This is a genomic window from uncultured Mobiluncus sp., assembly GCF_947087965.1.
GTDB lineage: Bacteria > Actinomycetota > Actinomycetes > Actinomycetales > Actinomycetaceae > Mobiluncus.
Genome location: NZ_CAMUES010000001.1, coordinates 406,758 through 422,945, shown reverse-complemented (window position 1 = coordinate 422,945; position 16,188 = coordinate 406,758). Strand labels below are relative to the sequence as shown.

Genomic DNA, 16,188 nt, shown 5'->3' with positions numbered 1-16,188 from the left:
GTGATTTCATCTGCTTAGTAAGCATAAGCAACTGCGGCTCCGCACCAGCACCCGTAACCTCATACCTGGGTAGTAACCTGCAAATCCGTCCTCAGACCGGGGAACCAGGCAAATCCCGAAATGGGGAGGAGTGCCCACCACAAAGGACTTCGGGCTACCGGAGCAACACCGAGCCGCAGCAAAATCACCCTAAAAATGGGGAATTCCGCGGAGACCCGCGGAATTCCCCCAGAAGAGTGCTAGCCCAAGCGAGCCTGGAGATTCTCGTCCAACGCATTCATAAAGTCATCGCTGGTCAACCAGGGGGTGTCCCCGCCGACCAACAGCGCCAAATCCTTGGTCATCTGACCGCCCTCGACAGTCTTCACAATGACATCCTCGAGGGTCTCGGCGAACTCAATGACCGCCGGAGTGTTATCGAGCTTGCCGCGATGCGCCAGCCCGCGCGTCCAGGCATAGATAGAGGCAATCGGGTTAGTGGAGGTCTTTTCCCCACGCTGCCAAGCCCGGTAGTGGCGCGTCACCGTGCCGTGAGCCGCCTCGGCCTCAACCGTGCGCCCGTCCGGGGTCATCAGCACGGAAGTCATCAACCCCAGCGAGCCGAAACCCTGCGCCACCGTGTCGGACTGGACGTCGCCGTCATAGTTCTTGCACGCCCAGAGGTAGCCGCCGTGCCACTTCAGGGAGCTGGCGACCATGTCGTCAATCAACCGATGTTCATAGAGCAAACCGGCGGCCTCAAACTTGTCCTTGAATTCGGTTTCATAGATTTCGGCGAAAATGTCTTTGAACTGGCCGTCGTACGCTTTTAGAATCGTGTTCTTGGTAGAGAGGTACACCGGATACTTCCGGACCAGAGCGTAGTTAAAGCAGGCGTGGGCGAAATCCCGGATGGAATCGTTAAAGTTGTACATCCCCATGGTGACACCGCCCGCTTCAGGCATGTGAATAACCTCATGCTCAATCGGGGCGGAACCATCATCAGGCACCCAGCTCAACATGACCTTGCCGGCGCCGGGAACCTTAAAGTCGGTCGCCTTGTACTGGTCGCCGAACGCATGACGCGCCACCACAATCGGCTTGTCCCAGCCCTTCACCAATCGGGGGACGTTTTGCATAATGATGGGTTCGCGGAAAATGACCCCGCCCAGAATGTTGCGGATAGTGCCGTTGGGGGACTTCCACATTTTCTTCAGTCCGAATTCCTCCACGCGGGCCTCATCAGGGGTGATGGTCGCGCACTTCACGCCCACCCCGTACTTCTTAATGGCATTGGCGGAATCGACAGTGACCTGATCCTCAGTCTTGTCGCGATTTTCGATACCCAAGTCGTAGTACTTCAGGTCCACATCCAGGTAAGGCAAAATGAGTTTTTCGCGAATCTGTTGCCAAATAATGCGGGTCATCTCATCGCCATCGAGTTCGACAACCGGATTTTCCACTTTGATCTTCGCCATTTTTACTCCTTGTAGAGGTCAATTTTCCGGGCTTATCGCCACCACCGAAATTTTACTCGATATCGAGATAAATTTCCAGGAAAGTTCCCCCTGGAGTTGCGGTTGTCTTCCCGAGGAGACTCAGCGGCCTTACTTCACCAGTTTGTCAGCGTAAAGTTCCTCAATTTCAGCAGCAAACGCCGCGGCAGCTTCCTTACGCTTCACCTTCATCGACGGGGTCAGCAGACCGTTCTCTACGGTAAAGGCGGTCGGCAAGACCTTAAACTTGCGGATAGACTCGGCGCGGGACACACGGGCGTTGACTCGCTCCACGGCTCGAGAAATCGCCTGGAGAACCTGGGGATCCTTGGAGGCGGTCAGCGCGTCCATCGTAGGCATACCGTGGTTCTTTAGCCAGGTTGGCAACATATCTGCATCTAGGGTAATCAGGGCAGATACGAAAGGCATCCCCTCACCTACCACCAACACTTCGTTAATCAGGGCATACTGACGTAGCGGATCCTCCAGCACGGAAGGCGCCACGTTCTTGCCCCCGGCAGTGACGATAATATCCTTGGCGCGCCCGGTAATTCGGACGAAACCTTCCTGGTCAATAGCCGCCAAATCACCGGTCTTAAACCAGCCATCTTCAAAAGCGGCCTCGGTTTGTTCCGGATTATTGTGGTAGCGGTGGAATATGGCCGGACTCTTTGCCAGTAACTCACCGGTGGGGGAAATCTTAAGATCAGTAGCTGCCACGGCAGGACCGACCGTACCGATACGGTAATTCTTAATGTTGTTGAAACACAGCGGCGCACAGGTTTCGGTCAAACCGTAGCCCTCCAACACCGGCATTCCAATGCCGCGGAAAAAGTGCCCGAGTTCTTCGCTCAACGGTGCCCCGCCGCAAATCACAAACTTCAAATTCGGCCCAAACAGCGACAAAATTCGGCGATATACCAACTGGGAATACACCAAGCGTTTCGTCCGCAGCCGCCGGCTGGGACCTTCTGCGGTATCCAAAGCCCGTGAATACGCTTCGGCGACCTTTACCGACCGAGAGAACAAAATCCGGGAAATCCGGTGCGCTCGGGCTTGAACCTGAGCCGTGTTGTATATCTTTTCCAATACCCGCGGCACCACCATCACGTAGGACGGGGCGAATTCCTGCAGGTCAGTAATGAGGTTGCGGATATTGGGAGCATGACCCAGGGTGCCCGCCCCCCATACCTGAAGCAACTGCAGGTATTGAGCCAAAACGTGAGCCAGAGGTAGGAACACCAGCAGCCGAGAGGACGGATACCCAGCAATTTCTGGCATCCACTTCATACCGTTGGCCAGCAGTTCCATCCAGTTCCCGTGCGTGATTTCCACGCCTTTGGGCTTTCCGGAAGTCCCGGACGTATACACAATCGTGGCCAAGTCGTCGATGGTCACCGCACGGGAACGCTCATCAACCTGGAAATCGGGAACGTCCATACCGGCCTTTTTGATTCTGACTACCGCGGAATCCTCCAGGCACAACACGTGTTTCAGGCTGCGGCCGCAATCCTGTTTCGAGCTAACCAGCTCACGCATCGCGTTCGTTTCGCACACCACCAAAGAGGGGTCGGAATCCTCTAGAATCCACGCGATTTGTTCCGCAGAATCCGTCTCATAAATGGGAACCAACACCAGTCCGGCGCAGAATCCCGCGTATTCCAGCAGCATCCAGTCATATGAGGTGTGACCCATGATGCAGAAGCGATTCCCGGGCTGTAAGCCCATCCCAATCAATCCGCGCGCTACCGAGTGAACGTCCTCATTGAACTCCACAGCCGTCATTGACCGCCACCCGCCGAGCTCGGTCTTGCGGTCTAACAGTTTCGCGTTGGGCAGACGACGCACCCGATCCGCTAGGGTCCAAGGTAAAGTTTGGTGCTTCTCGGCAGTAAACAACCGCGGGCAATGCCAAAACCGCTCGCCGCCCATTTCCACCCATCCGGGCTTGTCCATAGGATTTTGCGCCCGCGTGGTAATCTCATCTCGATTGTTACGTCTCTCATCAGCCATAGGGTTAGCTTACCAACTTTCTAAATTTTCCCGCTACCAAGTTCTCGCAGTTCATTCCGGCAATACCAACATCACCAGGGTAATACCTGCCGCCGCTGCAACCAGTACCGTCACATCAAAGATAGTTCCCCGCGCCCTGGTCCAAGCGTGGCGGTTAGTCAGGCGAAACACCGCCAGCGCCAGCAGTGCCACAACCAGGCCCCAAACCGCCGCTTGCCACCATCCGACTACGGACAACACCGACAGGACCACTACCGCAGCCCCCAACAGCAGCACTTGGACACGGCTGGGGGCATCAAACGGATGCGGACCCGAGTCAGGCACCAAGACGGGCTGGTCAGGCGTCACTGAATCCAATGCCTGCCAGTCCGGCGTGGCGGGTTCGGGGGTTTGTGGCGGGTTTGTGGTGTTCAAAAGAATCCCTCGACGGTTTGCAGGGTCGGTTACAGTAATCGGACGGGACGGCGAGACCGGCAATCGCCAAATCACCGCTCCCGCCAGTGATTCTAGTGGAAGAAGTGACGCACCCCGGTGGTGAACATCGTGACCCCGGCCTTTTCACACACATCAATGGTTTCCTGGTCACGGATAGAACCGCCGGGCTGCACGATGGCTTTCACACCCGCGTTAATGAGGATTTGCGGCCCATCGGCAAACGGGAAGAACGCGTCGGAAGCCACGACCGCTCCGCGAGCTCGCTCGGGTGGAGCCGCCACCGCCAAATCCTCGGCACGAGCGCCCCCGGCCACATCGCTTTGATTCGCAGCGGCGTCTCCGGTTTCACGTCCGCCCAGGGTGTTGGCACGTTCCACCGCCAGTTTGCAGGAATCCACCCGGTTGACCTGGCCCATGCCGATGCCGACCGTCGCCCCGTCATGTGCCAAGAGAATGGCGTTAGACTTCGTGGCGCGGATAGTCTGCCAAGCAAACTCCAGGTCGTGCAAGGTCGCTTCGTCAACGTCAGGACCGCACACCTTGGTCCAACCGCTGGAACGGTCCCCCGGCTCCGCCACGTCATCACGCTGCTGAGCCAGGTATCCCCCGCTGACCTGGCGCACTTCCAGGGCCCCTCGGGCTGGCGGGGTGACGCGCAACACGCGCAGGTTCTTCTTTGCCGCCAAGGCTTTCACCGCTCCCGGCTCATACGACGGAGCCAGCACTACCTCGGTAAATATCGGGGCGATCTGTTTCGCCAACTCCACCGTCACCGGACGGTTCACCGCGATAACACCGCCGAAGGCACTGACCGGGTCACAGGCGTGGGCTTTGCGATGTGCGGTAGCGACATCAGCGGCTACCGCAATGCCGCAGGGGTTGGCGTGTTTGATAATCGCCACGCAAGGCTCCGCATGGTCATAAGCTGCGCGTATCGCCGCGTCCCCGTCCGTGTAGTTGTTGAACGACATTGCTTTGCCATGCAGCTGAATCGCGTTGGCGATGCCGGGAGCCGGCTTGGACTGGGGGTCCGAACCGGCCCGGTCACAAGCCTCGATATCGTCCAACTCGGGGTGATGAGCGCAGGCGGGACAGTTGCAATCCCCGTCGGGATTCTCTTCCATCATGTCCGCAATCTGTTCAAGGTCAACGTAAAGAGCCGCAGACTGATGCGGGTTTTCCCCGTAACGCAGGGTGGCAATTCGATCCCCAGAGAGCTCCACCCATTCCGACATCACGGAATCCTCATCCGATTCATCTTGCGACGCCACCGCGCCGATACTTTCCATGGCGAAACGAGTAATCTGGTCGTCAAACCAGGTGGCAATGGCAGCGTCATATTCAGCGGTATGCGCGAAAGCCTGAGATGCCAAGATTCGGCGTTCGCGCAGGTCAAATCCACCTGCTTGGACTGCTTCGATGACGTGGGGGTACATGAAAGGCGCGGTGACCACCGCCACCGAGGGGTGGTTCTTTGCCGCGGCACGCACCATGGAAGGCCCGCCGATGTCAATCTGTTCCACACAGGCGTCAAAGTCGGCACCGCTGGCTACCGTGTCCTCGAAGGGGTAAAGGTTGCACACCACCAGGTCTATCGGCTCGACCTGCAGGTCCTGCAGCTGCTTGACGTGGTCAGGTTTGCGCCGATCTGCGAGGATACCGGCATGAATGTGCGGGTGCAGGGTTTTGACCCGCCCTTCCAGGCATTCGGGAAAGCCCGTCACGTCTTCTACCGGGGTGACGGGGAGACCCGCTGCCGCAATCTTTTTTGCGGTGGAGCCGGTGGAAATGATTTGCACACCAGCTTCGACCAGAGTCCGTGCCAGTTCTTCCAGTCCGGTTTTGTCCCACACGCTAATCAAAGCCCGCTTGATGGGAATCTGAGTTTCCCTATTCCGATTTGTCGTTTCCGCCACCTTGCTTTGCCTTCCTTCATCAGGTTTATCGTTTTTACATAAAAATCAACAGTTATTCGAGCCTCTGTCGGGAGCCGCAACCGCGGTGCCGCAAAATAAGCCTCACGGTTCAATCCTAGTCACTTTCAAAACCGGCACGAACTTCGTCAATCCACCAGCCGTGCTGCACCATCCTGCCGATGCTGTCGACTAACTGGGCACGTTCGGCGACTTTGATTCTCTCAGTCAACGAATCGAGGTCATCATCGTCGTGGACCGGAACCGCCACCTGGGCCAAGATTGGGCCGGTGTCCATGCCCGGATCGACGATGAACAGCGTCGCCCCCGCCAGTTTCACTCCGGCTCGCAGCGCATCGCGCGGTCCGTGAATGCCCACGAACGAGGGCAGCAACGAATTGTGGGTGTTAACCACGCGGGAGGGCCACTGAGCTAAGAATTTAGGACCCAAAATTTTTAGGAATCCGGCGCTGACGATTAAATCTGGTTCCCAGGACTGCACTGCTACCGTCAGCGCGCTATCCCAGGCTTCCCGATCGGGAAAGTCCCCTAAACAAACCGTGGCAGTGGGAATCCCTTGCGATTGTGCCCATTGCAAGCCCCCGGCTGTTTCCCGGTCGGAAACGATCCCCACTATTTCCGCGCCGTAAGCGGGGTTCGCGGTCGCTTTGTAGAGCGCCTGAAGATTAGAACCTTCCCCGGAAATTAGCACCACCAGGCGGGAGGGGCGGTCACCGGGCAGCGTTAAGACTCGCTTCGTCATAAGTCGATTCTAGCAGTGGGAAGGGCCTCCGGATTCTTGCCCGAAACCCGCACCGCGAACCGCCGGGTTGCTTCGCGCGTCCACGGATGATTCAGCAGGGCGGTCACCACGAAAGGCACCCCCCAAGCCAGTACCCCCGCGTAGAGGGTCGAGCCGAGAGGACCCACGTTAACCAGGCGGCCCGGCCCTAGTGAACCGCTGACAAACCACACGATGAGCAGCCCACCCAGCAGCAATCCCGCCAGGAACAGGGCCAGAGACAACGCGGTGTCAGCCAGTCCGAGCTGATGACGTCCACCAAGGTAAAGACCCAAGCCAATCGCTAGTACCACCGGGAAAATCAGAGGCCACCACCCTACCGGCATATCCGGCAGCCACGCCAACACCGGCACCGGCGGCAAGTCGCCCCCAATGACCTGGCCGGGAGAAAACACTGTCCCTTGCCCCAGACTGATGCCCGGACCGGTGATCCACGCGGCACTCCACACCAGCAAAGTCGGCAGGTAAGCAAGGATGACCAGTACCATCGCCACGGAACCGAGCGCGTCCGGTTTCAGTCCAATCCAGATGGTGCGCATTTGCTCCCAGCCGGTAAACATGGCCGTAACCAGGAAAACTGCGGAAAGCGCCGCGCCGCCTACAGCGAGTACCCGCAGGCAGCGGCTCGCCAAACTCAGCCACGGCCACGGCTCACCCTCAGGAAAGAACGCGGTCACATTCCACCAGATTAGATGTCTGGCCACAGCAAAGAACACTATTACTGCGAAAAATAGCGAAAAAATGACCGCACGCCACACCACCAGGGAAACCGCGGCAAACCCCAGGCACACCCAGCACGGAACCAGGAAGGCCAACAGACCCCACGCCAAAGCCGCGGCGTTCGGCGGTTTTGCCGCCCGCAAACTCGCTGCCAGCATCAGCCCAATCAGCAGGGTGAGTCCCCACGGAGTGAGGGAGAAACGCATCGTTTCGCTGAAAAACTCGGCGCGGAATGCGGCAGCAAAAATAGCGTTGCCCACCGCCAGGGCATCGCTCCACTTCGTACCTTCTTCGGAAGGTGTGGTAGCTGTGGGTATCCACACCGCAATCGCCAGAAGCACCAGCACTGCCCAGCTGATCGCCCAAGTCTGGAATCCCAGCCACAGGGAGCGCCAAGTTCCGGCAGGGAACAGTTCGTCGCGGGTAGGTTTGCGGAATACGGAACGGAAAACAGAGCGGAAATCGAAGCGGCGAAAACGTTTTGTCGCGTTCAGTCCCGCGGAACCGGCGCCGGTCAGGGACGCGGGCGAACCTGTGCGTTCCTCGCTGGGCTCGGTCGGCAGAGATTGGCCGTCAGGAGCGGTGTTGACGCGACGCTGACGCCTCCCCGGACGAGTCGGGGGACGCTGACCAGGACGGTTAGACCGTGCGTCCATAACTCTCCTCCCCGGCGCCGTGAGCCGCGCCTCGTCCCACCTAAGTATAGAAAACCCACAGAACCGCGCGGACTTGCCACACCGAAGAGGTCACCCACGAAGGCAAGACAGGGTTTCGGCTTGAGCGATAGAAATTCGCGATTAAATCGACGTTGCTGGCCTATATAACCACCAACCCCGATTTGAAAACAACCCCTGCCGGAGCACCCGGGCAATCAGTCAAAAAAGGGCACGGCCGAAACCTCAGTTCCGACCGCGCCCGTGTAGAGAACTAGGAAAAACTATTTGCTCTGCATGATTTCGCGGGCAATGCGCGCGGTTTCGCTCGGAGTCTTGCCGACGCGCACCCCCACAGCCTCGAGGGCTTCTTTCTTTGCAGCCGCGGTGCCGGAGGAACCGGAGACGATAGCGCCCGCGTGACCCATGGTCTTGCCTTCGGGTGCGGTGAAGCCCGCCACGTAACCCACTACGGGCTTGGTGACGTGCTCTTTGATGTAGGCAGCTGCGCGTTCCTCGGCGTCGCCACCGATTTCGCCAATCATCACAATCAGTTCAGTCTCAGGATCCTGCTCAAAAGCCTCGAGGGCGTCGATGTGGGTCGTGCCGATAATCGGGTCCCCGCCGATGCCGATGCAGGTAGTGAACCCCAGGTCACGCAGCTCGTACATCATCTGGTAGGTCAGCGTGCCGGACTTGGACACCAAGCCGAGCTTGCCGCGCGGGGTGATGTCGCCGGGGGTGATGCCGACGTTAGACTTGCCGGGGCTGATGATACCGGGGCAGTTCGGGCCAATCATGCGCACCCCGTGAGACTTCGCGTAGGCAAAGGCGGCATTCGTGTCCTGGACGGGAATGTGCTCAGTGATGACCACCACCAGCTCCATGCCGGCATCCACAGCTTCGATGATGGCACCTTTCGCACCCGCCGGGGGCACAAAGATGACCGAAGTGTTCGCACCGGTAGCGGCCTTGGCATCGGCAACCGTGCCATACACCGGGACGCTGACGGTACCGCCCTGGACCGAGTCAGCCAGCGGACCATAGGGAACGACGTCGAATTCGACGGCGGTTCCGGCCTTTTTCGGGTTCGTGCCGGCGACCACTTTGGTGCCGTAGGCGAGCATCCGAGTCGTGTGCTTGCGGCCTTCCGAACCGGTCATGCCCTGGACAATTACTTTGGAGTTTTCATCAAGAAAAATCGACATTGTGGTGCTTCTCCTTTACTTCGCGGCCAGCTGTGCAGCCTTGTCGGCGGCTTCGTCCATCGTTTCCATCATGGTGACCAAGGGGTGATTGGCGGCTTTCAGAATCGCACGCCCCTCCTCGACCTTGTTGCCGTCCAAGCGCACCACCAGGGGTTTCGTCGCCTGGTCGCCGAGAATCTGGAGCGCGCCGATAATGCCGTTTGCGACCTCATCGCACGCAGTGATACCGCCGAAGACATTGACGAAACAGGATTTGACCTGCGGGTCGGTCAGAATCACATCCAGACCTTTTGCCATCACCTCGGCCGAGGCGCCCCCGCCGATGTCCAGGAAGTTTGCGGGCTTTGTCCCGTACTTTTCCCCGGCGTAAGCCACCACGTCCAGGGTGGACATAACCAGACCAGCACCGTTACCAATAATGCCGACCTGGCCTTCCAGACGAACGTAGTTCAGCCCGGCCTCCTGCGCCTTGAGTTCGCGCTCGTCAGCCGCCTTGTGGTCGACCAGTTCAGCGTGTTCGGGGTGACGGTAGCGGGCGTTGTCATCCAAAGTGACCTTGCCGTCCAAGGCGATGATGTCGCCCTGTTGCGTTGCCACCAGCGGGTTTACCTCCACCAGGGTGGCGTCCTCGCCGGTGTAGACATCCCACAATTTCAGGAATACCGGGACGACCTTCGCGGCGGTCTGCGGGTCGAATCCAGCTTCGTCGGCAATCTGGCGAGCCACGGCCTCGTCCATGCCAGAAGCGGGAATCGGCACCTTCGCCAGCGCTTCGGGCTTTTCTTTGGCGAGCTGTTCGATTTCCATGCCGCCTTCAACCGAGCACATCGCCAGGTTTTGGCGGTTAGCACGGTCAAGCAGAATCGAGAAGTAGAACTCCCGGTCGATGTCGGCACCAGCCGCCACCATCACGCGGTAAACAGTGTGGCCTTTAATGTCCATACCCAAAATCGCCTGGGCGTTAGCTTCGGCTTCCTCCGCGCTGCGAGCCAGCTTAACACCGCCAGCCTTACCGCGACCACCGGTCTTAACCTGGGCTTTTACTACTGCCAGCGGAGCACCCAAGGCAGTGAAAGCAGCCTTGGCCTCCTCCACAGTGCTTGCGACTTTGCCCGGCAAAACCGGGACTCCATGCTTATCAAACAGGTCACGCGCCTGGTACTCGTAGAGGTCCACGCTGTTCCTTTCGCTCTAGAAATTATGTCTCGACATCGAGATATTTCTAGTGTATCGAAAAAAAACAAATTTTCCACCCCGATAACTCCGGACCAGCCGCGAAAAATGCGTCTATGCTGGAAGCGTGTCTTTTTGGGACGTTAGCGGAGCAAAGGAGCATCGCCATGCAAGACCACGGCAATCCGGGGAAAGAGTCGATAACCAGACCGGAACCACCCCTCAAGGTTCCCAATAAAATCTATGAAACTGAGCTATATCGGCTGCAAACCGAGCTGGCAAAGCTGCAGCGGTGGGTGAAACAGACCGGAGCCCGAATCGTGGTCATCTTCGAAGGCCGCGATGCCGCCGGAAAAGGCGGCACCATCAAACGGCTGACCGAGTACCTTTCACCGCGTGTCGCCCGGGTCGTGGCGCTGCCCACCCCTACAGAACGCGAGAAAACCCAGTGGTATTTCCAGCGCTACATATCCCACCTGCCCGCGGCCGGAGAAATCGTAATTTTTGACCGTTCCTGGTACAACCGTGCCGGGGTTGAGAAAGTCATGGGGTTCGCCACCCCGATTCAGGTACAAAAGTTTATGCAGCAGTGCCCGACTTTTGAACGAATGCTGGTCGAGGACGGCATCATGTTGCGCAAATACTGGTTCTCAGTGTCCGACAAAGTGCAGTACGAACGGTTTTCCCGGCGTTTGCACGATCCCTTGCGCCAATGGAAACTGTCCCCCATGGACTTGGAATCGATTACCCGGTGGGAGGACTATTCGCGGGCAAAAGACGAGATGCTGGTGCATACCGACACGACGGAATGCCCGTGGTATCAGGTGTCTTCGGACTCTAAGAAAGCCGCGCGGCTCAATATGATTGCCCACTTCTTGTCCACCATTCCCTATACGGATTTGCCCAGCGATACCGCCCCCATTACCTTGCCCGAGCGTCCGCCCTCGAGCGGGTACGTGCGCACATCGTTCGATACGGTTCGTTCCGTGCCTAATCATGCCGCCGAAGTGGTGAGCCGCGCCAAAGACGGGGAGATTCCGTTTGTGACGTTGGACGCTTTGCCGGCAGAGATACAATTGCCGACCGACGGAAATTGCGAGGGCGACGCTGGCGACAAGCCCAAGAAAAAGAAAAAGAAGAAAAAGAAGAAGTAGCTCAATTGCGTTGCAGACCGGCCACATCCGCCGGTCTGTAGCGTTTAATCGACTGGAGTGAGCGGCGCAAAGTTCAACAGCAGCCGTTTAGCGGTGCCCGTGCGGAACTTCACGGTGGCGATGGTGCCTTTGCCTTGACCCTCCAAGCCGGTAACCTTGCCCTCACCGTAAATGTCGTGGCGGACTCGCTGGCCCACGTGAAGTTCGGGGATTGTGCCTGCCGGCTTCGCTTTCGCCTTTTTCGCCGGTGCGGCTGCCGAGCCTTTACCGCCGACCAAGTCGCGCGCCGTGGTGAGCCCAATCCGGGAGTTGGCGAACTTGCCACCACCCGCAGAGCTCGACCCTCGAGACCCGGACGGTCCCCGACCACCACGGTAAGTGCCGTAGCCACCCGCAGCTCCCCCACGGCCACCGTAACCATAGGCGGAGCTGGTCGGTTCACCGTAGCCACGGGACGCCAATCCGCCGAAATAGTCCACAGTGGTGGCTTCGCGCCGGTTATCCACCAGTTCGGCAGGGATGTCATCCAAGAAACGCGAAGCCGGCATAGTTACCGTCTCACCAAACACCGTACGGGCGGCGCAACGCGTCAGATACAGCCGCTGGCGCGCCCTGGTGACCGCCACGTAAGCGAGTCGACGCTCCTCCGCCACGTCCTGGGGATTTTCCAAGGAACGCGAGTGCGGGAACAGTCCATCCTCCATCCCGGTCACGAACACGGTGTTGAACTCCAGTCCTTTGGCGGTATGCACCGTCATCAGGGTTACTTCCGGCGAGGCAACGGGGGACGCGGGGTCAGCAGGGTGTTCGAGCTGGGCAGCGGTGTCAGGGAGCTGGTCCGCGTCTGCCACCAGGGAGATCCGCTCTAAGAAATCTGCCAGGCGGGCATCGGGCTCGGAAAGGGAAAAGTCTTGCGCCACGTTACGCAGTTCCGCCAGGTTCTCCACCCGCGCATCGTCCTGGGGGTCATTAGACTTCCGCAGTTTCGGCAGATAGCCGCTGTCCTCTAGGGCCGTGTCCAAGATTTCATCCAACGGGGCGCCCGCCGCGTCCAGAGCCCGCATCGCTTCCAAAACGCCCACAAACTCAGCAATCCCCGCGCTGGCTTTCGCGCTCAAGTCGCCGTGATGGGTTCCTCCCGGCAGGAATTGGCGCAACGCCTGGCCAAAATCGAGGCTTTCACGCTGCGACACTTCACGAATAGTCGCTACGGCTTTGTCCCCCAAGCCGCGTTTTGGTTCGTTCAACACCCGCAGCAGGTTGCCGTCATCGGCCGGGTTCGCCGCGGCACACAGGTAAGCGATAGCGTCCTTAATTTCGCGCCGGTCATAGAACTTGGTGCCCCCCACGACCCGGTAGGGGATGCCCTCCCGCGTCAGCATTTCCTCCAGGGAACGCGACTGGGCATTGGTCCGGTAAAACACGGCAAAGTCGTCCCAAGACGAGCCTTCCTGGCGCAGCGTGAGCAGTTCTCGGACGATGAAAGCGGCCTCGTCCCGGTCTGTGTCAGCCGCATACATCACGGCCTGCACGCCCTGTCCGGCTTCGGTCCAGAGACGCTTTTTCCGCCGCCCCTCGTTTTCCGAGATAATCGCGTTAGCTACCGACAAAATCGTGCCGGTCGAACGGTAGTTTTGTTCCAAATAAACCGTGGTGGCGCCGGGGAAATCCGACTCAAATTCTTCGATGTTGCGGATTGTGGCACCACGGAACGCATAAATCGACTGGTCCGAGTCCCCCACCACCGTCAGTTCGGCAGGTGGCTGGGTATCGCCCGCCGCGCCCACCGTGAGCAAGCGAATCAACTCATATTGCGCCGGGTTCGTATCCTGGTATTCGTCCACTAAAACATGACGGAATTTCGCTCGATAGCGCGCCAAAATGTCGGGATGGGCTTTCCACAGGTAGACCGTGGATGCAATCAGGTCGTCAAAGTCGAACGCGTTGGCGCGGCGCAGTAGCTGCTGATATTCGGTATAGATTTCGGCCGTGAGCTGACTCATTTTGTCGATACCAGCGTCTAGGGCAAACGCTTCGGGAGTGATGAGTTCATTTTTGGCTTGGGAAATTTTGGCTGCAAAAGACTTCGGGGTGAAACGTTTCGGGTCCAGTCCCCGGCCCTTGATGATGCGGTTCAGCAGGGCTTTCGTGTCGGCGGTGTCATAGATAGAAAAGGATCGGGTCACCCCCAGGGTGTCAGCTTCGGAGCGCAAAATCCGCACACAGGCGCTGTGGAATGTCGACACCCACATGTATTTCGCGGCGTTGCCGACCAGAGCTTCGACTCGTTCACGCATTTCCGCGGCCGCTTTGTTGGTGAAAGTAATCGCCAGAACTTCCCAAGGGCGGATTCGCTCGGTCGCCAGCAGCCACGCAATCCGCCGGGTCAGCACGCGGGTCTTGCCCGAACCTGCTCCTGCCATTACCAGGAGCGGACCGGACTCGTGGGTCACCGCAGCTTGCTGTTCCGGGTTCAAACCCTCCACAATCGCGGCAACTTTGCGAGACTTCCAGTCCTCGCGGCGCGCCGCATCCACCCCGGACCAGTGCGCAAAATCGGAGGATGCGTCGGGGGTATCGGGCTGGGCGACTGCCCCGCGCGGCAGAATCGCCGACACGGGAATCTCGCCGCCAGAACCTTCGGCAAGGGTAGAAAACAAATCATTCATGCTTGTTGGGCCCACTGTTCCGCTAATGCTTTGATGCTGCTGAGTTTGGAGAATGGCAAGATTTCACAGACCACACCATCGGGTCCTTCGTAAGCTATGGCGAATTTAGCCTGGTCTGCCATAGAAACGATATCGATAGCGCCGTAGGTTTTCACATCGAAAATCGCCGCCTCCCGGAAAGACTGCGCGCCATCGGTAGACAGCATCAACACGGTGCAATCCCCATTGCACACTGTGCGTTCTCCGATGTAGCTGAACACGTCCGCATGAGGAGTGCCGGGGCAAGCGCCGTGAAACACTTCCTCCAGCGGGCTCATGATGTTGATGAGCCGTGAATCCATCGCGGCGGTGGGTTGCCCAAAAGTGTGGCCGCCATCGGTCGATTTTGCCCACGTTTTCACCGTCGAGCCTTGGGTTTTCATCAGCAGCATAACTTCGGTTCCGTCGCTGTTGGACACTGCCGAACAATAATCCACATTCGCTCCCACCGGGGGCGAGGACCACCAGCTGGCACCGTGATCGTCCGAACCGATAAACACCGCTTTGCGATCCCCCGATTCGTCCACGATGACACCTGCGTGGCACAGACGCTGCGCCCATTGCCCTGCAGTCAGCTGTGTGCCGCGCCCGCGCGGAATATACGCCATCGTAAAATCCCGTCCGGCAATAATCATGGAAGTAATGTCTTGATGTTCCCAGGTCAAGCCGTCGTCATCGGTCCAAGCGACAAAGAGCGCCGTTTGCGCTTGGCGTGGATCCCAGCCCGGCACCAAGGAACGGGTATAGAAACAAAACATGCGCCCGGTCACGCAGTCATGCAGGAATGACGGGACATGAAACCCGAGGAATTCTTGCGGGTTGCCTGCCGCCAGGGTGCGCGGTTCTTCCCAGGTCAAACCGTTATCAAAAGACCGCGATAGGCACAGACTGGTCGGGCATAACCGACGATAGTGCGGTTCCTCAGGACTGGCTGGGTTTGCGTTGGCGAGCTCAGCCTTGGTGCGGGCGGCACACTCTGCGGGCAGTGCCTCCCACATCATCAGCAAAACCCGGCTGGAAGTGCGGGCAATAGCGGGATAGCGCGCTTGTGAGAAACCGGAGGTAACATGGGGGGCTACCACGGTGCGCTGCATCAATAATCCTTTTCTATCCCGATAACAATTGCGCCTTTACGTTATCATCTCGCAGCCGTTCACTTCACCTTGCGGCGCTCCCCGGGAGGTTTCCCCGCCCCTTCAACCGATGCGCCGGTCTTGAGCCCATTTAGACAGTTCGTAACGATTGGACAGCTGCAGTTTGCGCAACACGGAGGACACGTGAGATTCGACGGTCTTCACCGAAATATACAGTTCAGAGGCGATTTCTTTGTAAGCGAAACCGCGCGCGATGAGGCGCATAACTTCAAACTCGCGCTCCGTGAGGGAATCGAGTTCGGAATCGGTGCCCACCATGTCAGTACGCGCCGCCCCGAACGCATCCAGCACAAAGCCTGCCAGTCGTGGTGAGAAAGCTGCGTCTCCCCCCGCCACCCGGACGATGGCATCAACCAAGTCAGGCGTGGCAATAGTTTTGGTTACGTAGCCGCGGGCTCCCGCCCGAATAACCGCCACCACGTCTTCGGCGGCATCAGACACCGACAGCGCCAGGAACCGGGTCGGCACCCCCATGCACGCCGCCGCAACTTCTGCGCCCCCGCCGCCATGACCGCCCGGCAGATGCACGTCCAGCAATGCCACCGCGGGAGTGGCCTGGCGGACTGCGGCAATAGCGTCCTCCACGCTCTCCGCCTCCCCCGCGACTTGGACTTCATCAGGGTATTTGCTCAGTTCCGCAATCACTCCTGCCCGGAACAGTCCGTGATCGTCAATGACCAGCACCGAAATGGGACGCTTCGGGTTTTCCCCCGCAGCGGCTGGGTTCGCGTTTCCGTCACTCATCGATTGTCCTCCCTCAGTTTTCCCCTCAGTTGTCCC

12 protein-coding genes are annotated in these 16,188 nt (G+C 58.8%); 1 reads left to right on the top strand and 11 read right to left on the bottom strand.

Features of this window, described 5'->3' with window-relative positions:
• Positions 1–239: 239 nt before the first annotated feature.
• From Q0V70_RS01830 to sucC, 8 genes are all read right to left on the bottom strand, one after another.
• Positions 240–1,457, bottom strand: a complete 1,218-nt coding sequence (locus Q0V70_RS01830) for an NADP-dependent isocitrate dehydrogenase (protein ID WP_297587650.1) — start codon at positions 1,455–1,457, stop codon at positions 240–242.
• A gap of 129 nt (positions 1,458–1,586) precedes the next feature.
• Entirely contained in the window at positions 1,587–3,488 is a 1,902-nt protein-coding gene (locus Q0V70_RS01825; protein ID WP_297587647.1) for a long-chain fatty acid--CoA ligase, read from the bottom strand.
• Between the two features lie 51 nt (positions 3,489–3,539).
• On the bottom strand, positions 3,540–3,902 hold the full coding sequence (locus Q0V70_RS01820) for an intracellular motility protein A (RefSeq protein ID WP_297587645.1): 363 nt from the start codon (positions 3,900–3,902) through the stop codon (positions 3,540–3,542).
• A 92-nt stretch (positions 3,903–3,994) separates the two neighbouring features.
• Positions 3,995–5,839 carry a bifunctional phosphoribosylaminoimidazolecarboxamide formyltransferase/inosine monophosphate cyclohydrolase gene (locus tag Q0V70_RS01815; RefSeq protein WP_297587642.1) on the bottom strand — a complete coding sequence of 615 codons (1,845 nt, stop codon included), beginning with the start codon at positions 5,837–5,839 and terminating at the stop codon, positions 3,995–3,997.
• 115 nt (positions 5,840–5,954) lie between these two features.
• On the bottom strand, positions 5,955–6,599 hold the full coding sequence (gene purN, locus Q0V70_RS01810) for a phosphoribosylglycinamide formyltransferase (protein ID WP_297587640.1): 645 nt from the start codon (positions 6,597–6,599) through the stop codon (positions 5,955–5,957).
• Positions 6,596–8,014 (bottom strand): DUF6350 family protein, encoded by a 1,419-nt coding sequence (locus Q0V70_RS01805; RefSeq protein ID WP_297587637.1) that lies wholly within the window; start codon positions 8,012–8,014, stop codon positions 6,596–6,598. Before Q0V70_RS01805 ends, purN begins: the two co-directional genes overlap by 4 nt.
• Before the next feature lie 281 nt (positions 8,015–8,295).
• A complete protein-coding gene (gene sucD / locus Q0V70_RS01800; RefSeq protein WP_297587635.1) occupies positions 8,296–9,219 on the bottom strand; it encodes a succinate--CoA ligase subunit alpha in 924 nt (307 codons plus the stop codon).
• A gap of 15 nt (positions 9,220–9,234) precedes the next feature.
• Positions 9,235–10,395 carry an ADP-forming succinate--CoA ligase subunit beta gene (sucC, locus tag Q0V70_RS01795; protein ID WP_297587633.1) on the bottom strand — a complete coding sequence of 387 codons (1,161 nt, stop codon included), beginning with the start codon at positions 10,393–10,395 and terminating at the stop codon, positions 9,235–9,237.
• A gap of 164 nt (positions 10,396–10,559) precedes the next feature.
• Here sucC and ppk2 point away from each other — a divergent pair, with 164 nt between their 5' ends.
• The gene (ppk2, locus tag Q0V70_RS01790; RefSeq protein ID WP_297587806.1) at positions 10,560–11,546 is read left to right on the top strand and encodes a polyphosphate kinase 2; all 987 of its coding nucleotides are present in this window, start codon (positions 10,560–10,562) and stop codon (positions 11,544–11,546) included.
• Positions 11,547–11,590: 44 nt separating this feature from the next.
• On the opposite strand, the gene Q0V70_RS01785 is transcribed toward ppk2, so the two are convergent.
• From Q0V70_RS01785 to Q0V70_RS01775, 3 genes are all read right to left on the bottom strand, one after another.
• Positions 11,591–14,215, bottom strand: coding sequence for an ATP-dependent helicase (locus Q0V70_RS01785; protein ID WP_297587628.1), 2,625 nt, complete (start codon positions 14,213–14,215; stop codon positions 11,591–11,593).
• On the bottom strand, positions 14,212–15,348 hold the full coding sequence (locus tag Q0V70_RS01780) for a sialidase family protein (RefSeq protein WP_297346028.1): 1,137 nt from the start codon (positions 15,346–15,348) through the stop codon (positions 14,212–14,214). Before Q0V70_RS01780 ends, Q0V70_RS01785 begins: the two co-directional genes overlap by 4 nt.
• 102 nt (positions 15,349–15,450) lie before the next feature.
• Complete coding sequence (locus Q0V70_RS01775) at positions 15,451–16,152, bottom strand: response regulator transcription factor (RefSeq protein ID WP_297346027.1); 702 nt, start codon at positions 16,150–16,152, stop codon at positions 15,451–15,453.
• Positions 16,153–16,188: the final 36 nt, after the last annotated feature.